Genomic DNA, 20,906 nt, shown 5'->3' with positions numbered 1-20,906 from the left:
GATGCTGGAAACCGAGTCGTACGATTGTCCTTATTGTGGTGAAGAGGTAGAAGCGGTGTTGGATCTTTCCGGCGGCGATCAGTCCTACATTGAAGACTGCCCGGTGTGTTGCCGGCCGATTAATTTCCACCTGCAAGTGCACGACGATGAATGGATGTTGTTCGTGAGCAGTGAAAACGACTGACAGGTACGCCCATGCAGCGAATCTACGAACCGGAAAACCTGATGGAAGGCGAGCTGCTGCAGCAGATGCTCGCCAGCGAGGGGATCGAGGCGCACCTGGTGGGGCGCCATTTGCTCGGTGGTACGGGCGAGTTGCCGATTTTCGGCTTGCTGGGCCTAGAGGTGGACAACGACCGGGCTGCTGACGCCCGCGAGCTGATCACCGCTTATATTGGCGCGCAGCCTGTGCCCGGTGATGAACCCGACAGCTTCCCCGACGTGCTGGTCTGTTAGGCTGTCGGTCGGTTTACCCAAGAGTCGTGTTACCCCATGTGTGGACGTTATGCCCTGTTTCGCTGGAATCCCTCCTTTGCTGCCTTGCCGGGCTTCCCGGTCGACCAGCAGGCCCAGTGGAATATTTCCCCGAATGATTCGGTGCTGATCCAGCGCGCCACCGACGGCCAGCGCAACCTGGCCCGTGCCCGCTGGGGCCTTACGCCGCCCTGGCTGACCGACCTGTCCCGCACACCAGCCCATGCCCGCGCCGAAACCCTGGCCGAACAACCGATGTTTCGTGAAGCCTTCCGCCAGCGCCGCTGCTTGCTGCCGGCCAATGGGTTCTACGAATGGCGCGGCACCCAGCGCAAGCGTCCGTATTGGTTGACGCCAGGGGAGGGTTCCACACTATTTTTTGCGGCGATCTGGGAGGCGTACCCGGTGCAGGAACAGGTGTGGCTGAGCACGGCGGTGGTGACTCAGCCCGCGCAGAGCCAGCGGCGACCGTTGATTCTGGATGCGGCGGGGCAAGAGGCCTGGCTCAATCCCGAGACGCCGTTGCACGTCCTTCAAGCGTTGTTGGCCAGTGAGCCGGCCGCGTTGCGTGAGCGCGTGCTGGCCAATATGGTCAATGACCCCAAGCTCAACGGGCCAGAGTGCCTGACGCCGGGGTGAGCAACCCGTGGGATGTATCTGAAAGTAAGCGGTTACACGTCTGTTGTATCTGGCGCCGATACACATGACCGCCTACGATACGCGCCATGTTTTCAGGGAGCGTAGGTATGAAGAAATCACTGGCGATAAATGTACTGGCTGCGGCGCTGTTGCTGGCCGGTTGCCAATCGGTCAACACCACCAGCGGCGGTGCTGTTGGGGTGGAGCGCAAGCAGTACATGTTCAGCATGCTGTCGAGCCAGGAAGTCGACCAGATGTATGCGCAGTCCTATCAGCAGACCCTGGGCGAAGCCAGTGGCAAAGGCCTGGTAGACAAAACCAGCGCCAACGCCAAGCGTGTGCAGGCCATCGCCAACCGCTTGATCGCCCAAGCACCGACCTTTCGTGCAGATGCTGCGCAGTGGAAGTGGGAAGTGAACCTGATCAAGAGCGACGAGATGAACGCCAACTGCGGACCGGGCGGCAAGATCTTTGTGTACAGCGCATTGATCGACAACCTCAAACTCACCGATGACGAACTGGCGGCAGTGATGGGCCATGAAATCGCCCACGCCTTGCGTGAGCATGGCCGTGAAGCCATGTCCAAGGCTTACGGAATCGAGATGGCCAAGCAGGGTGCGGGTGCGTTGTTCGGTCTGGGCCAGGACAGCCTGGCACTGGCGGATACGGTGGCCAACTACGGCATGACCTTGCCCAACAGCCGCAGCAATGAAAACGAAGCAGACCTGATCGGCCTGGAGCTCTCCGCCCGCGCCGGCTACAACCCGAACGCGGCCATCACGTTGTGGAACAAGATGGCCAAGGCTTCGGAAGGTGCACCGCCGGAGTTCATGAGCACTCACCCAGCGTCTGATAGCCGTATTGCCTCGTTGCAGGCGGCGATTCCGAAGGTGATGCCGCTTTACCAGCAGGCCAAGAAGTCCTGAGCCTATAAGTCTGGTGAGGGTCTAAATGTGGGAGCGGGCTTGCTCGCGAAGGCGGTGGGTCAGTCAAATAATCAGTGACTGACACTCCGTATTCGCGAGCAAGCCCGCTCCCACATTGGGTTGGGTTTACAGATTTAGATCCAACCGCTGCTCTGCATTGCTTTGTATACGGCCACGATAGCCAGCACGAAGAATGCCGTAGCCGCCAATCGACGAATCAGGGTCAAAGGCAGTTTCTCTGCGGCAAAATTCCCCGCCAAGACCACCGGCACGTTGGCAATCAGCATGCCCAGGGTGGTGCCGATAATCACCAGCCACAGTTCCGGGTACTGCGCCGCCAGCATCACCGTGGCGATTTGGGTCTTGTCACCGATTTCTGCGAGGAAGAACGCGATCAACGTGGTCAGGAACGGCCCGAATTTGCGCGTCGTACTGGCTTCGTCATCGTCGAGTTTGTCCGGCACCAGGGTCCACAAGGCCGTGGCACAGAAGCTCGCCGCCAGGATCCAGTGCAACACCGCATCCGAGAAGAAGCTCCCAAACCACGCCCCCACGGCACCGGCGGCAGCATGGTTGGCCAGGGTCGCGGCAACGATGCCGGCGATGATCGGCCAAGGTTTGCGAAAGCGTGCAGCGAGGATGAGCGCGAGCAGTTGCGTCTTGTCGCCGATTTCGGCCAAGGCAACGATTGCGGTAGGTACGAGTAGTGAATCCAGCATCAGGTAGTTTCCAGGGGCGGGTCGACACGGCTATGACACGTACAGCCTTCCCGCCCCGGGTAAGGTGTGCGTGTCATAGGTCTTGTCAAACCCCGGTCCGTCTGTGCGGACTCCTGGGTCGCATACGCCATGGCCTGTTGACCAAGTATGTTGACGTATGCCGGACGAGCATGGCGCTCGTGGGAGACTACTCCCCTAGGACGGAGCGGATTCTGCCTAGGCAAAATCTATTCGGCAAGCCTTCTTTTTCAAACGCTCGTCAGCCGCGCTTGGCACGGTAAATGCGGAAACCATTGCCTTCGGCCTTGATTGCACACACCCCCAAATGCTCTTCGATCAGCGGTTGGTACTTCAGGAAACTGTTTGCGACCAAGCGGAGTTCGCCGCCTTTTGCCAGATGTTTCGCAGCTTTTCGCAGCAGGTTTTCGGTGGCGAAATAATCGGTGTGCACGCCCACGTGGAACGGCGGATTGCTCAAAATCGCGTTTAAACCCATCGGTGCTGCATCAATGCCATCACCGGTCAGCACTTCGGCTTCCAGACCATTGGCCGCCAGGGTCAGGCGGCTGCTGGCGGCGGCGAAGGCGTCCACATCCAGCAGCGTGACCGTGTTGTGCGGGTAGCGACGTTTTACCGCAGCTCCAAGCACGCCGGCGCCGCAGCCGAAGTCCAGCAAATGGCCGCTGGGCAGTTTATCCAGATGCTCCAGCAACAGTTCGGTGCCGCGATCCAGGCGACCATGGCTGAATACCCCGGGCAAGCTCACCACCTTCAACGGCCCTTCGGCCAGCGGCACGTCGAAGACCTGCGCCAGGCTTTGCAGATCGACCGCTTGCGGGGCATTGCCCACGGTGACTTGCCACAGCTGGCAATGCCGCGCGCTGTCGAGCTTGCGCGGCTTGCCGAAAGGGATCATCTGCTTGGCGGCGCTTTCGATGCCGCCTTTTTTCTCGCCCACCAGAAACTGCTCGGCGCCGGGCAAGCGCGCGGCCACGGCGTTGAGCAGGTAATCGGCGAGGTCCTTGGATTTGGGCAGGAAGATCACCGCCGCATCAAAGGCGCGCTCCGGCACGTTTACGCCGAATTGGCTGCGCTCTGGGAAGCGTGCGTCGAGCGCCGCCTGGTCGCCAGCGTGCCAGCACCAACCGTGGGCGTTGGGTAAACGCCCCAGCAGGTCGTCGGCAGGCAAGCCAACCAGCAGCAAGTTGCCTTGAAAAAGTTCGGCCTGACGAAGCAGTACTTCACTGCGCGGATCCATGGTCTGCTCCTTGAAAAGGAGCGCAGTTTATCAACTGACGACGCGCAGCGGGGCACCACTGAAAAAGCCTCGGGCGTTTTCCGCCAGTTGGCCGACGATGCGCTGGCGTGCCTCGCGACTGCCCCAGGCGTTGTGGGGCGTGACGATCAGCCGAGGGATATCGCCGGCCAGCAGTGGGTTGCCCTGCACAGGCGGTTCCACGCTCAGCACGTCGGTGGCTGCGCCGCCCAAGTGACCGCTGCGCAAGGCATCGGCCAGGGCCTGTTCGTTGATCAAGCCACCGCGCGCCGTGTTGACCACAAACGCGCCCGGCTTGAGCAGTGCCAATTCACGGGCGCCGATAAAGTCGCGGGTGTGTTCGTTGAGCGGGCAGTGCAAGGTCAGGGCATCGACCTGTGCCAGCAATTCATCCAGCGGCATACGGTCGGCGCGGGCAGGGCGCCCCGGAATTGCGCCGAGTACAACGCGCATGCCAAAGGCCTCTGCCAGGCGCGCCACCGCGCCGCCCAGTTCACCGTGACCGAGCAGGCCGAGGGTCTTGCCTTCCAGTTCGACGATGGGATGGTCCAGCAGGCAGAACTGCTTGGCTTCTTGCCATTTGCCGGCGCTGATATCCCGTTGATAGTCCTTCACGCGCGTCGCCAGGTTGAGCAACAGCATGATCGTGTGCTGCGCCACTGACGGCGTGCCGTAACCCTGACAGTTGCTCACGGTAATGCCGTGGGCTCGGGCAGCCTCCAGGTCGACATTGTTGGTACCGGTGGCCGAGACCAGGATCAGCTTAAGCTCCGGGCAGGCCGCCAGGGTTTCGGTGTTGAGTGGGATCTTGTTGCTGATGGCAACCTGAGCGCCTTGCAGGCGTTCGATCACATTCTGCGGGGTGGTTTGCTCAAACAGCTGCAGGTCGCTGAAGGCGTTGCGCAACTCGCTGAGGTCAAGGTCCCCCAGGTCCAGGGAGGGGTGATCGAGGAAGACCGCGCGGCGATTGTTCGTCATCAACTGTACCTTTTGCGACAGGGTTCGAAGGCGTAATCTCCCGAGCCTATCAGATGAAATAATCAGTTACTCAATTGGAGTGAGCATGTACCTCGCCGAGTTTTTGACCGTAGCCTTGATCCACTTGTTGGCAGTGGCCAGCCCCGGCCCCGATTTCGCCGTAGTGGTGCGCGAAAGTGTTACCCACGGCCGTCGCGCCGGAACCTGGACCGCGTTGGGCGTGGGCTCGGCGATTTTCCTGCACGTGGGGTATTCGTTGCTGGGCATCGGTTTGATCGTGTCCCAGTCCATCGTGCTGTTCAATGCGCTTAAATGGGCGGCGGCGGCGTACCTGCTGTACATCGGCTTCAAGGCCCTGCGTGCGCAACCGGCCAAGCCTCCCGCAGAAGGTGAGTTGCACCGCGAAGCCGGCGAGCGCACCCCGCGTGGGGCGTTTACTGCAGGTTTCGTGACCAATGGATTGAACCCCAAGGCCACATTGTTTTTCCTCTCGCTGTTCACCGTGGTGATCAACCCTCACACGCCGCTGGCGATCCAGGCGGGTTACGGCGTGTACCTGGCAGTGGCGACAGCGTTGTGGTTCTGCCTGGTAGCGATGCTGTTCAGCCAGCAACGCGTGCGGGCCGGGTTTGCCCGCATGGGGCACTGGTTTGATCGGACGATGGGAGCGGTGTTGATTGCGATTGGGGTGAAGCTGGCTTTCACCAGCATGAAATAAGCCAAATGCTGGCGCAAAGCTAGCATTCATTGGCCCCTGCAAATCATTCCTTTGGCTGATTTGGCTGAAACATAAGCGCTCTACAGTGCAAGTCTTTCAGCCAAGACCGTGCAGTCATAAAAAGGGATTCGTATGTTGCAGACCCGTGTTATCCCGCCCGCCGAAGGCGCGTACCAATACCCGTTGTTGATCAAGCGCCTGTTGATGTCCGGGACCCGCTACGAGAAAACCCGCGAAATCGTCTACCGCGACAAGCTGCGCTACACCTACCCCACCTTGATCGAACGAGTCGCGCGCCTGGCCAATGTGCTGACCGTCGCCGGGGTGAAGGCTGGCGACACCGTGGCGGTGATGGACTGGGACAGCCACCGTTACCTGGAGTGCATGTTCGCCATCCCGATGATTGGCGCGGTGATCCACACGATCAACGTGCGCCTGTCGCCGGAACAGATTCTCTACACCATGAACCACGCCGAAGACCGCTTCGTGCTGGTCAATAGCGAGTTCGTAGGTCTCTACCAAGCGATTGCCGGCCACCTGACCACGGTCGACAAAACCCTGCTGCTCACCGACGGTGAATCAAAAACCGCCGAGTTGCCAGGCCTCGTCGGTGAGTACGAAACCCTGCTGGCGGCCGCCAGCCCCAAGTACGACTTCCAGGACTTCGACGAGCATTCGGTCGCCACCACGTTCTACACCACCGGTACCACCGGCAACCCGAAGGGCGTGTACTTCACCCATCGCCAACTGGTGCTGCACACCATTGGTGTGGCCACCATTATGGGCAGTGTCGACAGCGTGCGTTTGTTGGGCACCAACGATGTGTACATGCCGATTACGCCGATGTTCCACGTGCACGCCTGGGGCTTGCCGTACGTGGCGACCATGTTGGGTCTGAAACAGGTCTACCCCGGTCGCTACGACCCGGAATACCTGGTGGAGTTGTGGCGCAAGGAAAAGGTCACCTTCTCGCACTGCGTGCCAACCATCCTGCAGATGGTGCTCAATGCCAAGGCCGCTCAGGGCGTGGATTTTGGCGGTTGGAAAATCGTCATCGGCGGCAGCGCGCTCAACCGCACGCTGTACGAAGCGTCCAAGGCCCGGGGTATCCAGTTGACGGCGGCGTACGGCATGTCCGAAACCGGGCCGCTGGTGTCCTGTGCGCACCTCAACGAAGAGTTGATGGCTGGCACCGAGGGTGAGCGCACCACTTATCGCATCAAGGCCGGCGTGCCAGGGCCGTTGGTGGAGGCTGCGATTGTCGATGGCGATGGCAACTTCCTGCCTGCCGATGGCGAGTCCCAGGGCGAGTTGGTCTTACGCGCACCTTGGCTAACCGAAGGCTATTACAGAGAGCCCGAGAAGGGCGCCGAACTGTGGGCCGGCGGCTGGATGCACACCGGCGATGTGGCCACGCTGGATGCGTTTGGCGTGATCGACATTCGCGACCGCATCAAGGACGTGATCAAGACCGGCGGTGAATGGATCTCGTCCCTGGCCCTCGAAGACCTGGTCAGCCGTCACCCTGCGGTACGCGAAGTAGCGGTGGTGGGCATTGCCGATCCGCAGTGGGGCGAGCGCCCGTTCGCGCTGTTGGTGGTGCGTGATGGCCATGTGATAGGGGCTCGTGAGCTCAAGGAACACCTCAAGCCCTTCGTGGAACTGGGGCACTTGAGCAAGTGGGCGATTCCGAGCCAGATCGCGGTTGTTACGGAAATTCCCAAGACCAGTGTCGGCAAACTCGACAAAAAACGTATCCGTATCGACATCATCGAATGGCAGGCCAATAACAGCACGTTCCTCTCCACCCTCTGAAGCCCTTCGCCGCGCCCGTTCGGGCGCGGCAATGCTCTATCTTGCGCCTTCACTTGTGATTTGCCGATTTTCAGCCATCCTTGCCGCGCCGGCCTTCGTCGGTGTGGCGAAAGGGTTGAAGCAGACGGGTCGGTGATGCAAATCACACTTTAGAGGGATCAAGCACTACCCCCTGCTGGCTATAGTCCCTTCCAGAGTTTTTCAAGGATGTTCCGCTTCGGGCCATGGGGGCTCGGTTGCCGAGCGGCATTGGAATCGTTGTATTCCGGCCGTTACATGCATCCACAAGAAAGAACTCTCTGCCATAACAATAATGCACATGGAGTAGCGTCGATGACCTCAGTAAACCAGTTCTGGCGCCGGGCAAGATTGCCCCTGGCCGTCAGTCTCGCCTCTACGCTCGCCGGGCCCGCATTCGGCGTCAGTTTCAACATCGGTGAAATCGAAGGTAGCTTCGACTCTTCTCTTTCCGTAGGTGCCAGTTGGTCGACAGCCAAGCCCAACCGTGACCTGATCGGTGTCAACAACGGCGGCAAGGGCTTGTCCCAGACCTCTGATGACGGTCACTTGAACTTCAAGCGTGGGGAAACCTTCTCGAAGATCTTCAAGGGCATTCATGACCTGGAACTGAAATACGGCGATACCGGTGTGTTTGTGCGGGGCAAGTACTGGTATGACTTTGAGCTCAAGGATGAAAGCCGTGAGTTCAAGGACATCAGCGACAAGGGTCGCCAAGAGGGCGCAAGGTCGTCTGGTGGGCAAATTCTCGACGCATTCATCTACCACAACTACTCCATTGCCGATGAGCCGGGTTCCGTGCGTTTTGGCAAGCAAGTTGTGAGCTGGGGTGAAAGTACCTTTATTGGCGGTGGCATCAACTCGATCAACCCTATCGATGTGGCAGCGTTCCGTCGTCCAGGGGCTGAAATCAAGGAGGGCTTGATTCCCGTCAACATGTTCTACGTGTCGCAGACGCTGACCGATAACCTGTCGGCGGAAGCGTTCTATCAGTTGGACTGGCAGCAGACCGTTACTGATAACTGCGGGACGTTCTTTTCGCAGGCTGACGTGATTTCCAAAGGCTGCGATGACAACCTCCGGTTACTTAGCAAGCGCTCAGTGATGGCTGCAGCGGGCGCGATACCTACCCTGAACCGGTTCGGGGTCAACATTAACGAAGAAGGTGTGCTCGTCCAGCGCAGCAAGGATCGTGAAGCGCGTGACGGCGGCCAGTTCGGCGTAGCGTTCCACTACAACTATGAACCGCTGGACACAGAGTTCGGCGCCTACTTCATGAACTACCACAGCCGTGCACCGATCTTCAGTGCGACTGGCGCTCCGCCCTCGGTTTACGCTGCTGCTCGTACGAGCTTGCCGGCAACTTTGCAGCCGCTCGCCGTGGCGGGTAATTCCAAGTACTTCATCGAGTACCCGGAAGATATTCGCCTTTACGGTTTGAGTTTCTCCACGACGCTTCCTACCGGTACTGCGTGGAGCGGTGAAATCAGCTATCGCCCCAATGCGCCGGTGCAGTTGAATACCACCGACATCCTCTATGCAGGCGTAACGCCTCTTGCGGCTTACGCCAACGCCTCGCCGCTCAAAGGTGTCGAGGGCCAGGACCTACATGGGTATAACCGTAAGGAAATCACCCAGATCCAGACGACTTTCACGCACTTCTTTGATCAGGTGATGGGCGCCAGCCGTCTGACATTGGTGGGCGAGGTGGGCCTGACCCACGTCGGCGGCCTGGAAAGCAGTGACAAAGCCCGTTACGGACGTGACCCGGTATTCGGCCCAGGTCGAGGCCCTATGTGTACCGCCCTTAATACCGGTACGTTCAACGGTGCAGGTCCTGGTACCGACCGCAGTAACCTGACCACTAACTGCAACAACGACGGCTTCACCACCGCTAATTCCTGGGGCTACCGTGGCCGTGCCATCTGGGAATATCCAGATGTGTTTGCGGGTGTGAACCTCAAGCCTAACGTGGCGTGGTCCCACGACGTCAGTGGTTACTCCCCAGGCCCTGGCGGCAACTTTGAAGAAGGCCGTAAAGCCGTAAGCCTTGGGCTGGATGCCGAATACCAGAATACCTACACCGCGAGCTTGGCCTACACCAACTTCTTCGGCGGCAAGTATTCCACCGTGGATGACCGCGATTTCATCGCTCTCAGTGTCGGCGCCAACTTCTAAGCGAATGTATTTCTAGGAAGAACCAGAACATGAAAATAACCAAAAGTCTGTTGCACGTGGGTGTGCTTGGGCTGTCGATCCTGGCGAGCAACGTCATGGCGGCAGTGTCGGCGGATGAAGCCGCCAAGCTGGGTACGACGCTGACGCCGATGGGTGCCGAAATGGCCGGCAACGCAGCGGGCACCATTCCTAAATGGTCGCCATTGCCTACCAACGCCGGCGCCGTCGACGCCCGTGGTTTCCTGGCCAACCCTTACGCCAGTGAGCAACCGCAATTCACTATCACTGCGGCGAACGTCGAGCAGTACAAGGACAAGTTGGCGCCGGGGCAATACGCGATGTTCAAGCGTTACCCGGACACCTTCAAGATGCCGGTCTACGCGACCCATCGCGGCGCCACAGTGCCGGCTGACGTGTTCGCTTCCATCAAGAAGAACGCCACCAACACCAACCTGGTGTCCGGCGGCAACGGCCTGGAGAACTTTGAAACCGCAGTGCCGTTCCCGATCCCGAAAAGCGGCGTGGAAGTGATCTGGAACCACATCACCCGTTATCGCGGTGGCAGCGTGACGCGCCTGGTAACCCAGGCCACGCCGCAAACCAACGGCTCGTTCAGCCTGGTGTACTTCAAGGACCAGTTCGTATTCCGCGACAAGATGAAGGACTACGACCCGAAAAATCCGGGCAACGTGCTGTTCTACTTCAAGCAGCAAGTGACCGCGCCGGCGCGTCTGGCCGGTGGTGTGCTGTTGGTGCACGAAACCCTGGACCAGGTGAAGGAGCCACGTTCGGCGTGGGTCTACAACGCCGGCCAGCGCCGTGTGCGCCGCGCACCGCAAGTGTCGTATGACGGCCCAGGTACCGCTGCCGACGGCCTGCGTACTTCCGACAACCTCGACATGTACAACGGTGCGCCGGACCGCTACGACTGGAAGCTGGAAGGCAAGAAAGAAATCTACATCGCCTCCAACAGCTACAAGATCGACAGCCCGACGCTCAAGTACACCGACATCATCAAGGCCGGCCACATCAACCAGGACCTGGCGCGCTACGAGCTGCGCCGCGTCTGGCACGTGGTCGCCACCTTGAAGGAAGGCCAGCGCCACATCTATGCCAAGCGTGACTTCTTCATCGACGAAGACACCTGGCAGGCAGCGGTCATCGACCACTACGATGGTCGTGGCCAGCTGTGGCGTGTCGCCGAAGCGCATGCCGAGAACTACTACGACAAGCAAGTGCCGTGGTACGCCCTCGAAACCCTCTACGACCTGCAGTCCGGCCGCTACCTGGCGCTGGGCATGAAGAACGAAGAGAAGCAGGCCTATGACTTCGGCTTCACCGCCACCACCAGCGATTTCACCCCGGCTGCGTTGCGCCAGGATGGCGTTCGCTAAACCGTAGTTCTTTGTAGTGAGCGGGCTTGTCCCGCGCTGGGTGGCGAAGCCGCCCCAAACAAGACGCCGCGTCCTGTCTGACAGAATGCGGCGTTCTTATTAGGGCGGCTTCGCCACCCAGCGTGGGACAAGCCCGCTCACTACAAGAATGCGGTTGTCTCTGGGCAAACCCCCTCCCACATTTTTTGTCGCAGTTCTTTTTCAGGCAAATGTTGCAAAGATCTACAAACCCGCCGCTTTTACCGCTAGTCTGCGGACATCTGCAATGCCGACAACAGCCTTCTACAAGAGCCCGGCGATGACTGATCTGTCCCGAATCCAAGGGCCTGCCAGTGCGGTCATTCCGACCCTGGAAGGTCGCTTTTACAGGCCACCGCTGCCTGACGGCTACGTGCTGCGACCGCGGCTGTGCGAACGGCTGAGTGCCGGGTTGGACGGGCGATTGTTGCTGGTCAGCGCGCCGGCGGGGTTCGGCAAGAGTTCGTTGGCAGTCGAGTTCTGCCAGGGCCTGCCGGCTCATTGGCAAAGTCTGTGGCTGGGCCTGAGCTCACGGGACAGTGATCCAGGCCGCTTCCTTGAGCGCCTGCTCGACGGCCTGCAACAGTTCTTTCCACAACTCGGCGCCCAATCCCTGGGCCTGCTGAAAATGCGCCAGCGCCACCAACCTTTCGCGTTTGAAGAGTGGCTTGATGGCCTGCTCGATGAACTGACCGTGCACTTGTCTACTCGCGCGCCGCTGCTGTTGGTGCTGGATGACTACCATCTGGCCCAAGGCCCGGTGCTGGACCGTTGCCTGCAGTTCTTTCTCAACCATTTGCCCGATGGCTTGGTGGTCTTGGTGACCAGCCGCCAGCGCCCGGACTGGCATCTGGCGCGGCTGCGTCTGTCGCGGCATCTGCTGGAGCTGCATGAGCAAGACCTGCGCCTGACCCATGACGAATCCATGGCGGTGCTGGATCGCCATAGCAACTCGCTGCGCGGTGAGGCCCTCGACAATCTGATCCGGCGCAGCGAAGGCTGGGTCGCCGGCCTGCGCTTCTGGTTGCTGGCGGCTTCCGAAGCCGGCAACGAAGGCGCCTTGCCGCAGAGCCTGCATGGTGGGGAAGGGCTGATTCGCGATTACCTGCTGGAAGAGGTCATCGACTGCCTGCCGGCCGAAGTGCAGGCGTTTCTCTACGACACCGCGCCGCAGGACCGTTTTTGCAGCGAACTCTGCGACGCCGTGCGTGAAGCCCATGACAGCGCTGAGATCTTGCGATACCTGCAAGCCCACCAAGTGTTCCTGGTGCCGCTGGATGAGCAGGGCCATTGGTACCGTTATCACCATTTGTTTTCCGACTTGCTGCGCACCCGTCGTGCCAGCAGCAACGTGTTGCCGGCTGCCAGCCTGCACCTGCGTGCATGTCGCTGGTTCAACGCCCAGGGCTTGATTGATGAGGCGGTAGAGCAGGCATTGCGTGCAGGTCATCTGGATGTGGCGGCCAACCTGGTGCAGAACCTGTCCGAGGAGCAACTGCTGGCCGAGCAGAATGTCGGCATGCTGCTGCGATGGAAAATGGACTTGCCCGACAGCCTGCTGATCAGCACGCCGCGTTTGATCGTGCTCTACAGTTGGGCCCTGGGCCTGGCCTGCCAGTTGGATGCTGCAGAGGAATTATCCAGCTACCTGAGCCGCTTCTTGCCTGCGCCGTCGGCTACCGCGCAGAAATCGATGCTGGCCCAATGGCTGGCGCTCAGTGGGATCATCGCCCGAGGCCGAGGTGACCGCGAGCTGACCCAGCGCTATTGCACCGAAGCTCTGGAAAGCCTGCCGCAACGGCGCTATGGCCAGCGCTTGATGTGCCTGTCGACGCTCTCCAACCTGGCCATCGTCGATGCCGATCTTTGGCGTGCCCGCGGCTTGAATCGGGAATCCCTGGAGCTGGCACAGCGCGTCGGCAATCCACTGTTTGAAGCATTGGCCCATTACGACCGCGCGCGGGTACTGCAAGCGCGCGGCGAAATCCTGCGCTCCCTGGACGAAGTGCGCCAGGGCCTGCAACGCTTGCACGGCCTGGCGCCGCAACGGCTGTACGCGGTACGTGCCCGGCTGTCGCTTTACGAAGGTTACCTGTTATTGGCGCGCTGCCAGCCTGAAGCCGGGATCGTCCGGTTGCGTGCTGGCCTGGCGGAAGCCCGCGCCTGCCGAGATATCAGTGTGCTGATCGGACATTGCGTGATCGCCAACTTCGAAGGGCGGCGCAATGACTTTCCCAAGGCCTTCGCCGAGCTGGCGGAGGCCGAACGCTTGATGCATATCTGGGACGTGCCGCCGATCTACTACCTGGCGATGATTACCCTGATCAAGTGCGAGCTGTGGCTGGCCCAGGGGCGTACCGACCTGGCCGATGCCTGGCTAACTCGCCTGGGTCAAACCTACAACGGCGAACAGGCCGCAGCGGCGCCGGAATTTCATCCTCATCTGCCACAACATATCGGCTTGCAGCAGGCCGCGCTGGACGCCACGCGGCATCAGACCGATGCAGCGCTGCAGCGCCTTGAAGTGCTGGCGCAGCAGGCCTATGCAGACGGGCGCCAGATGATCGCGCTCATGGCCCTTACCCAGCAGGCGCACCTACTGCTGGAAAGTAGCCATGAGGCCAAGGCGCGTGCGGTCGTGGCACAGGCGCTGGAGGCGGGGGCGGGCGGTGCCCTGCAACCCTTCCAGCGGCTACTGGAAAACTACCCCGGTTGGATGCGTGAACAGCTCGGCAAAGACCCTCACGGCCTGCTGAACCAGAGCCTGTTGGCGCTGTTGCCGACGGTCATGGTGACCGAGGCTGCGCCCACTCACGAAACCTTGAGCGCCCGCGAGCTGGCGGTGCTGCAGCTGATTGCCCAGGGTTGTTCCAACCAGGAAATCAGCAATCGGTTATTCATCTCCCTGCACACCGTCAAGACCCATGCCAGCCATATCAACAGCAAACTTGGGGTGGAGCGCAGAACGCAGGCGGTAGCGCGGGCGCAGGAATTGCGGTTGATTGGTTGAGGAGTGGCAATCCGCAGTGAGCGAACGCTCTCGCAGTGGGCAGCGAAGCGGCCCCAGTCTGTTTTAATAGTGCAATGGAGGCGGCGATGTTCGCCCGCACGCGACATTTCATTTGCGCAAGAGGACCCTTCATGGAAACCGCCAAGCCGACACTCATCCGCGAAACCTTTCCCGTCGGCCCGTTGCAGTGCAACTGCACCATCATCGGCGATCCGATCACCAAGAAAGCCATCGTGGTCGACCCTGGTGGCAATCACGAACTGATCCTGGCGCGCCTCGACGCCTTGGGCCTCAAGGTGGTCAGCATCATCCACACCCATGCCCACCTTGATCACTTCCTGGCATCCGGCCAGTTGAAGGAGAAAACCGGTGCCACGTTGCACCTGCACAAGGAGGATCAATTCCTCTGGGATAACCTGGAAATGCAATGCCAGATGTTTCGCGTGCCCTACACACCAGTGCCTTCGCCGGATCGCTGGCTTGAGGATGATGAAGAGCTCGCCTGTGGGTGCGGAGTGGCACTGCACACCCCGGGGCATACGCCGGGTTCGATGAGTTTCTGGTTCGCCGATGCCAAGCTGCTCATTGCCGGAGATACGTTGTTCCGGCGCGGTGTGGGGCGCACCGACTTGTGGGGCGGGGACCAGGCGACCATTGTGCGTTCGATCAAGCAGCGGCTGTACACGTTGGATGAAGGTGCCACTGTAGTAACGGGTCATGGACCTGACACGCGCTTGGGGGACGAAATGCGCGAGAACCCATTTGTCAGGGCTTAAGTGCAGGCCCGGTATTTTTCTGGATACCCAGTGGTGACAGTCCGACGATGCTTACAGAGAAAATGACATTTCCCGTTCAGGATGTGTCTGCTAGGGTTTTAGTGTGCTCACCTGTCGTAGAGCCGATGCCTGTCGCACACGGAATTTTTGCCGTTTATCGTGTTCCAAGCTCGGCACAGGTCCATTGCCAATGTCCTCTGCATCACAGAATGCAAAAGTAGGAGCTTCCTTCATGTTCACTCCGCGTCGTCTGCTTGTTGTTGCTACCGTCGTAGCCTTGTTGTCTGGCTGCGCCTCTCCTAATCCTTATGACGGCAGCAGCCAGGGGCAGGCGAGTAATGATTCCGGCGGCATGAGCAAGACCGCCAAGTATGGTGGCCTGGGTGCCCTGGCCGGTGCACTGGCAGGTGCTGCCATCGACCATAACAACCGTGGCAAGGGCGCACTGATTGGTGCCGTTGTTGCAGGTGCTGGTGCAGCCGGCTACGGCTACTACGCCGACCAGCAAGAAAAGAAACTGCGCGAAAGCATGGCCAATACCGGTGTTGAAGTGCAGCGTCAGGGTGACCAGATCAAGTTGATCATGCCGGGTAACATTACCTTCGCCACCAACTCGGACGCGATCTCCAGCAGCTTCTACCAGCCGCTGAACAACCTGGCCAACTCCCTCAAGCAGTTCAACCAGAACACCATCCAGATCGTCGGTTATACCGACAGCACTGGCAGTCGCCAACTGAACATGGACCTGTCCCAGCGTCGTGCGCAGAGCGTGGCCAATTACCTGACTTCCCAGGGTGTGAGCCCGGCCAACCTGACGGCTCGCGGTGCCGGCCCGGATAACCCGATTGCCAGCAACGCCGACGTCAACGGCCGTGCCCAAAACCGTCGTGTCGAAGTGAACCTCGGCCCGATCCCTGGCCAGCAGTACGGCCAGCCAGGTGCGCAGGCGCCGCAACAGAACAACCAGTTCCAGGGCAATCCGTACTCGCAATACCAATAAGCGTCAGCCACAAAAAAAGGGCGCCGTGCAGTCAATGCACGGCGCCCTTTTTGGTGGGCGGCGTTTACATCAATCGATGTATTCGAACACCTTCACGATCTTCTGCACGCCAGAAACACCTTGCACCAGGTTGGCTGCGCGGGTGGCTTCTGCCTGGGTCAGGAGGCCCATCAGGTAGACGATGCCGTTGTCGGTGACGACCTTGATGCGCGAGCCAGGGATGGCGTTATCGGTGAGCATCTGGGCCTTGATCTTGGTGGTCAGCAGCGCGTCGTTGCTGATCGCCAGCAAGGTGATCGGGTCCATCACCTGCAATTCATTGTGCACCTTTTTAACCCGTTGCACGGCTGAGGCGGCTTGCTCGGCCTGGGCCTTGAGGTCGGCACGCGGTGTCTGGCCGGCCAGCAGGACCACGCCGTTGAAGCTGGTGACGACGATGCGCGAAGCACCGTTGCCCAGGTCGGTCGCAGCCTTGGCGACGTTGACTTCCACCTTGGTTTCGATCAGCGAGTCATCGATCTTGCTGCCGAAGGTGCGGGTGCCTTTATCGTCCTGGATTGGCGTGTCACGTGTAGCAGTGATTGCCGTGCTGCAGCCGCTGATAGCGAGGCACAGGGTGATGGCCAAAAGGCTGAGGCGGTTAACGGTCATTCTTCACTCCCAAACAGTTGGCTGTCGATCAGATCGCACAGGCAGTGGATCGCCAGCAGGTGGACTTCCTGGATACGTGCGGTGACATTGGCCGGAACGCGAATTTCCACGTCTTCGGGCAACAGCAGCGAGGCCATTCCGCCGCCATCGCGCCCGGTCAATGCTACGACAATCATTTCGCGATCATGTGCGGCTTGGATCGCTTGAATAATATTCGCCGAGTTGCCGCTGGTGGAAATCGCCAGCAGTACATCGCCGGGTTGGCCCAGGGCGCGGATCTGCTTGGAGAAGATTTCGTTGTAGCTGTAGTCGTTGGCGATCGAGGTGATCGTCGACGAATCGGTGGTCAAGGCAATGGCCGGAAGGCTCGGGCGCTCACGCTCGAAGCGGTTGAGCAACTCGGACGAGAAATGCTGGGCATCACCAGCCGAACCGCCGTTGCCGCACGAAAGCATTTTGCCCTCGTTGAGCAGGGCGTTGACCATGACCTGACTGGCTTGCTCGATGTGCGGTGCAAGTACGTCCATCGCCTGTTGCTTGGTGTCGATGCTGGCCTGGAAAAGCTGGCGAATTCGGGATTGCATGTCCATCTGTGTGACCTTAAGTAGCGCGGCTGATTGGCACAGGAATGTGCAGCCCGCAAAGCAAAGAGCAAAAATGTGTGGTGAAGATGTCCGGCGAATCAGCTGTCGAAGGCATTTTTGAGCCAGTTCAGATCAGCTTGACCAGACGGTGTGCTTTCTATGGCAACCACATCGAAACGGCAGGGGGCGTCGGCCCAGCGATGCTCTTTTTGCAGGAAAAACTGCGCGGCGAGTATCAGTTTCTGACGCTTGCGCCCGTCGATACTGGCGAGCGCGCCACCCCATTGTGCGTGTTTTCTGTAGCGGACTTCGACGAATACTACTGTATCGCCGTCAAGCATGACCAGATCAAGCTCGCCGCGTTTACACAACCAGTTCTGCGCCAGAAGGCGCAGACCCTGTTGTTGCAAGTGTTTCAGCGCTTGAAGTTCGGCTTCCTTGCCGCTTTGCGCGCTGGACCGCTCGGGCATCAGCGCGGAGTGTCTGGCAGGCGCTGGATATCGCCGCCAACGAACTTGGCCCATGGCATCTGGCGATCAACGCGCTGGTTGGCGCTGATGCCCAGGCTGCCCGACAGGCCGTCAACACGGGTATCCGGCAGTGCCTTGAGCTGGCCCAGGCGTGGCGCCAGGCGGTAGGCGTCGACGCCCATCGCATATAGGCGGCCGAGGCTGCCGTTGGCTTGCGGCCATTGCGCGGCAACCTGGTTGCGCAACGGGTCGGTGGTGTTGAGCAGCCAAGGGGTTTCGCAGAACATCACGTTGGTCATGTCCAGGTACTGGTTCTTGTCACCGCTGGCACTGAACACGTGGGATGTTGCGTAAACCGGCACATCGCCCGCGTATTGGAAGTTCAGGGTCGGCTTGATCTGCTGGGCCAGTTGCGGGGTAACGGCCAGGAAGATGAACTCGATGTCCTGGCGACGCGACGGCTGTGCGGCTACATCGGTACCGACGGTGCTTTGCAGGCTCTTGGCGCGACCTTCGCTTTTACGCAGTTGGAACAGGTCGGCAATTTGCTGGGCCAAGGCAACCGGCTGGTCGACGTACTCGACGCCGACAACAGTACCGCCATTGGCTTCCCAGTCCTGGCGGAAGGCCTTGTAGACACGCTCACCCCATTCGCCACGCGGCACCATCGCGGCAGCGCGGTGCAGGCCGTCGGCACGCGCGCGACGGGACACTTCGCGGGCCTCGTCTTCGGCGGCCAGGCCGAATTGGAACAGCTGAGGTGGGTTTCGGTCGGTTTCGCTGTAGTTCAGCGCCAGCGTAGTGATTGGCAGCTGTGGGCGAGCAGCAAGCTGTTTGACCAGCGGCTTCTCCAGCGGACCGACCACCAGTTGCACGCCAGCCGCTTGAGCCTTGGCATAGAAATCGTCGAGAGAGGTGAGGCGCGAGCTGTCATAGAACTCGATGACTGGCGGCTTCTGCCCGGCTTGTTCAGCCTGGTAGTGAGCGGCCATGAAGCCTTCGCGCAGCGCCTTGCCGACAGAAGCCAGCGGACCGTCCTGCGGCAACAGCACAGCAATCTTGTTCAGCGGCTGGCTGGCCAGTTCCTTGAGCTTGGTCAGCGGCAATGGCAGTTGCACCGACGCCGGATGGCCCGGGTTCTGCGCGCGCCAGGTATCGATGGCCGCCTGTTGTTGCTCCAGGGTACCGGCGCCCTTGACCGCTTGGGCCAGGCTGATCCAGCCGTCGAGCGTCGGGTTGCCGCTGGCTTGCAATTGTTCGGCAGGCAGGGCGGCAATCAATGCCCAGATGGCTTCGTGGTTGCTGCTGGCAGCATCGCCGGTGAGCAGTGGGGCCATGGCGACGCGCTCGCGGGCGGCTGCCAGGGTCTGGCCATCCGCTTCATAAGCGCGGGCATGCACGGTGCCAGTGCGGATCTGCTGGTCAGTCGGCAGGTCTTTAAGGCTTTGCAGGCTCGGATGGTTCAAGGCGCTCAATGCAGCCTTGGGTTGGTTGCGTGCCATGGCCAGTTCAGCGGCCAGGGTGCTGGCAAATACTTGGGCGGCTGGCTTGAGAGCATCCAACGGTACTTGCGCAAGAATCTGCGACGAGCGACCTGGGTTGTTCTGCTTGTAAGCCATGTCTGCCGCACTCAGGCGCAACAGTGCAGCCTTTTCTGGCGTCTTGGCGGTAGTGGCCTGTTCGAGCAGTTGCTCGATACTGGCGTCTGGGGTCCGTGGAAGGTCGCCAAGGCTGGACGAGGGCGAGCTGGCGCACGCGGCCAGCAAGGCAGCGAGGCAGAGGGCGGAGAGCAGCCGCAGGCAAGCGATCATGTAAGTGTTCCTGATACCGATCAAATTAGCGTGGAATTGTACCCAAGCACTGGCCCAGGCGCGATGTTACTGGCGTGAAACCGTCGATTTAGGTCGTGCAAATGTTGCAATTGGCGATCAGTGGCTGAAAAGGCATCGGCCGTGATGGCATATTTTCAAGGCTTCTACGCGTTACAATGCGGCTTTTGCCAATCATCGAGGTGTGCGTTTTGACTGCTCCAGGTCCTTTGAATTCCACTGCAGGCTCGCTTTTTGTCGTGGCGACGCCGATTGGCAACCTGGACGACATCAGCGCCCGGGCGTTGAAGGTGTTGCGCGACGTCAAATTGATCGCCGCCGAAGACACGCGACACTCCCAACGCTTGATGCAGCATTTTGGCATCAGCACTCCGCTGGCGGCCTGCCACGAGCACAACGAGCGTGAAGAGGGCAGCCGGTTTATCGTCCGTCTGTTGGCCGGTGATGATGTGGCGTTGATCTCTGATGCCGGCACCCCTCTGATTTCCGATCCCGGTTACCACCTGGTCCGCCAGGCGCGTGCCGCTGGTATCAATGTAGTGCCTGTTCCGGGAGCCTGCGCGCTGATTGCGGCTTTATCGGCGGCTGGCCTGCCGTCCGACCGGTTTATCTTCGAAGGCTTCCTGCCAGCCAAGGCCGTAGGGCGTCGTGCGCGCCTTCAAGCTTTAAAGGAAGAGCCGCGCACACTGATCTTCTATGAAGCCCCGCACCGTATTCTTGAATGCCTGCAGGACATGGAGTTGGTCTTCGGTGGCGAGCGCCTGGCGCTACTGGCGCGTGAGTTGACCAAAACCTTTGAGACCCTCAAGGGCTTGCCTCTGGAAGCGTTGCGCGCTTTTGTCGAAGGCGACAGCAATCAGCAGCGCGGCGAGTGTGTGGTGCTGGTGGCGGGCTGGACGGCGCCGGAAAGTGAAGATGCGGTGGGCAGCGAGGCGATGCGCATCCTGGATCTGTTGCTCAAGGAGATGCCTCTTAAGCGCGCTGCGGCCCTGGCTGCGGAAATTACTGGGGTGCGTAAGAATGTGTTGTATCAAGTTGCGCTGGATAAACAGAAAGCCGAATAGTTCCGGGGCCAAACCTGTATTCCGTCTGAACGTGATGGCAAAACTGTACTTTTAATACTTGTCCTAAGTCCGCCGTGCCGTTAACCTGCGCGGCGGAGAGTCGATTGGACAGTCGCTGCCCTCTATGAAAATTAGGGGGGGGAGGAAAGTCCGGGCTCCATAGGGCGAAGTGCCAGGTAATGCCTGGGAGGCGTGAGCCTACGGAAAGTGCCACAGAAAATAACCGCCTAAGCACTTCGGTGCCGGTAAGGGTGAAAAGGTGCGGTAAGAGCGCACCGCACGACTGGCAACAGTTCGTGGCTAGGTAAACCCCACTTGGAGCAAGACCAAATAGGGTCCCAAGGCGTGGCCCGCGCTGGGACCGGGTAG

At 60.1% G+C, this 20,906-nt stretch carries 19 protein-coding genes, 1 other RNA gene and 1 riboswitch; of the genes, 13 read left to right on the top strand and 7 right to left on the bottom strand.

What is annotated here, in order from left to right; all coding sequences use genetic code 11:
- Position 1 precedes the first annotated feature (1 nt).
- From CFE47_RS29420 to CFE47_RS29405, 4 genes are all read left to right on the top strand, one after another.
- Positions 2-184 (top strand): CPXCG motif-containing cysteine-rich protein, encoded by a 183-nt coding sequence (locus tag CFE47_RS29420; protein WP_286842476.1) that lies wholly within the window; start codon positions 2-4, stop codon positions 182-184.
- An 11-nt stretch (positions 185-195) separates the two neighbouring features.
- Positions 196-456 (top strand): putative signal transducing protein, encoded by a 261-nt coding sequence (locus tag CFE47_RS29415; protein ID WP_105520858.1) that lies wholly within the window; start codon positions 196-198, stop codon positions 454-456.
- Positions 457-492: 36 nt separating this feature from the next.
- On the top strand, positions 493-1,113 hold the full coding sequence (locus tag CFE47_RS29410; protein ID WP_286842473.1) for an SOS response-associated peptidase: 621 nt from the start codon (positions 493-495) through the stop codon (positions 1,111-1,113).
- Between the two features lie 107 nt (positions 1,114-1,220).
- Positions 1,221-2,039 (top strand): M48 family metallopeptidase, encoded by an 819-nt coding sequence (locus tag CFE47_RS29405; RefSeq protein WP_286842471.1) that lies wholly within the window; start codon positions 1,221-1,223, stop codon positions 2,037-2,039.
- Positions 2,040-2,173: 134 nt separating this feature from the next.
- Here CFE47_RS29405 and CFE47_RS29400 read toward each other — a convergent pair whose 3' ends face one another.
- The 3 genes from CFE47_RS29400 to CFE47_RS29390 all read right to left on the bottom strand — a co-directional run bounded on the left by CFE47_RS29400 (position 2,174) and on the right by CFE47_RS29390 (position 5,012).
- Entirely contained in the window at positions 2,174-2,758 is a 585-nt protein-coding gene (locus CFE47_RS29400; protein WP_005784895.1) for a TMEM165/GDT1 family protein, read from the bottom strand.
- Between the two features lie 87 nt (positions 2,759-2,845).
- A riboswitch (yybP-ykoY riboswitch) is annotated at positions 2,846-2,967 on the bottom strand.
- 50 nt (positions 2,968-3,017) lie between these two features.
- Complete coding sequence (locus CFE47_RS29395; RefSeq protein WP_286842469.1) at positions 3,018-4,016, bottom strand: methyltransferase; 999 nt, start codon at positions 4,014-4,016, stop codon at positions 3,018-3,020.
- Positions 4,017-4,046: 30 nt separating this feature from the next.
- Complete coding sequence (locus CFE47_RS29390) at positions 4,047-5,012, bottom strand: 2-hydroxyacid dehydrogenase (protein WP_286842466.1); 966 nt, start codon at positions 5,010-5,012, stop codon at positions 4,047-4,049.
- A gap of 85 nt (positions 5,013-5,097) precedes the next feature.
- On the opposite strand from CFE47_RS29390, the gene CFE47_RS29385 reads away from it, so the two are divergent.
- The 7 genes from CFE47_RS29385 to CFE47_RS29355 all read left to right on the top strand — a co-directional run bounded on the left by CFE47_RS29385 (position 5,098) and on the right by CFE47_RS29355 (position 15,939).
- The gene (locus tag CFE47_RS29385; RefSeq protein WP_185708389.1) at positions 5,098-5,730 is read left to right on the top strand and encodes a LysE family translocator; all 633 of its coding nucleotides are present in this window, start codon (positions 5,098-5,100) and stop codon (positions 5,728-5,730) included.
- A gap of 132 nt (positions 5,731-5,862) precedes the next feature.
- Complete coding sequence (locus CFE47_RS29380; protein ID WP_286842463.1) at positions 5,863-7,545, top strand: fatty acid--CoA ligase; 1,683 nt, start codon at positions 5,863-5,865, stop codon at positions 7,543-7,545.
- Positions 7,546-7,878: 333 nt separating this feature from the next.
- Positions 7,879-9,741 (top strand): DUF1302 domain-containing protein, encoded by a 1,863-nt coding sequence (locus tag CFE47_RS29375; protein ID WP_286842460.1) that lies wholly within the window; start codon positions 7,879-7,881, stop codon positions 9,739-9,741.
- 29 nt (positions 9,742-9,770) lie between these two features.
- Positions 9,771-11,135 (top strand): DUF1329 domain-containing protein, encoded by a 1,365-nt coding sequence (locus CFE47_RS29370; protein ID WP_286842458.1) that lies wholly within the window; start codon positions 9,771-9,773, stop codon positions 11,133-11,135.
- 298 nt (positions 11,136-11,433) lie between these two features.
- On the top strand, positions 11,434-14,163 hold the full coding sequence (locus CFE47_RS29365) for a winged helix-turn-helix domain-containing protein (RefSeq protein ID WP_286842455.1): 2,730 nt from the start codon (positions 11,434-11,436) through the stop codon (positions 14,161-14,163).
- Positions 14,164-14,294: 131 nt separating this feature from the next.
- Positions 14,295-14,939 carry an MBL fold metallo-hydrolase gene (locus CFE47_RS29360; RefSeq protein WP_286842452.1) on the top strand — a complete coding sequence of 215 codons (645 nt, stop codon included), beginning with the start codon at positions 14,295-14,297 and terminating at the stop codon, positions 14,937-14,939.
- Between the two features lie 232 nt (positions 14,940-15,171).
- Positions 15,172-15,939, top strand: coding sequence for a YiaD family glycine zipper/OmpA-like lipoprotein (locus CFE47_RS29355; protein WP_286842449.1), 768 nt, complete (start codon positions 15,172-15,174; stop codon positions 15,937-15,939).
- A gap of 69 nt (positions 15,940-16,008) precedes the next feature.
- Here CFE47_RS29355 and CFE47_RS29350 read toward each other — a convergent pair whose 3' ends face one another.
- The 4 genes from CFE47_RS29350 to CFE47_RS29335 all read right to left on the bottom strand — a co-directional run bounded on the left by CFE47_RS29350 (position 16,009) and on the right by CFE47_RS29335 (position 19,455).
- Positions 16,009-16,590, bottom strand: a complete 582-nt coding sequence (locus CFE47_RS29350) for a BON domain-containing protein (RefSeq protein WP_286842446.1) — start codon at positions 16,588-16,590, stop codon at positions 16,009-16,011.
- Complete coding sequence (locus tag CFE47_RS29345) at positions 16,587-17,180, bottom strand: phosphoheptose isomerase (protein WP_007904374.1); 594 nt, start codon at positions 17,178-17,180, stop codon at positions 16,587-16,589. Before CFE47_RS29345 ends, CFE47_RS29350 begins: the two co-directional genes overlap by 4 nt.
- A 92-nt stretch (positions 17,181-17,272) precedes the next feature.
- Complete coding sequence (locus CFE47_RS29340) at positions 17,273-17,644, bottom strand: YraN family protein (protein ID WP_286842435.1); 372 nt, start codon at positions 17,642-17,644, stop codon at positions 17,273-17,275.
- Positions 17,644-19,455, bottom strand: a complete 1,812-nt coding sequence (locus CFE47_RS29335) for a penicillin-binding protein activator (RefSeq protein ID WP_286842432.1) — start codon at positions 19,453-19,455, stop codon at positions 17,644-17,646. The genes CFE47_RS29340 and CFE47_RS29335 overlap by 1 nt, the downstream gene beginning before the upstream one ends.
- A gap of 176 nt (positions 19,456-19,631) precedes the next feature.
- On the opposite strand from CFE47_RS29335, the gene rsmI reads away from it, so the two are divergent.
- Together rsmI and rnpB are read left to right on the top strand one after the other, a co-directional pair.
- On the top strand, positions 19,632-20,537 hold the full coding sequence (rsmI, locus tag CFE47_RS29330; protein ID WP_185708399.1) for a 16S rRNA (cytidine(1402)-2'-O)-methyltransferase: 906 nt from the start codon (positions 19,632-19,634) through the stop codon (positions 20,535-20,537).
- 96 nt (positions 20,538-20,633) lie between these two features.
- Positions 20,634-20,906: RNase P RNA component class A (gene rnpB, locus CFE47_RS29325), an RNA gene on the top strand; the annotation flags it as partial.

The organism is Pseudomonas sp. PGPPP1 (genome assembly GCF_002255865.1).
In the GTDB taxonomy this organism is placed as follows: domain Bacteria; phylum Pseudomonadota; class Gammaproteobacteria; order Pseudomonadales; family Pseudomonadaceae; genus Aquipseudomonas; species Aquipseudomonas cremoris.
Note: the sequence above shows the minus strand (reverse complement) of the source record. Positions and strands in the feature narration are given on the sequence as shown.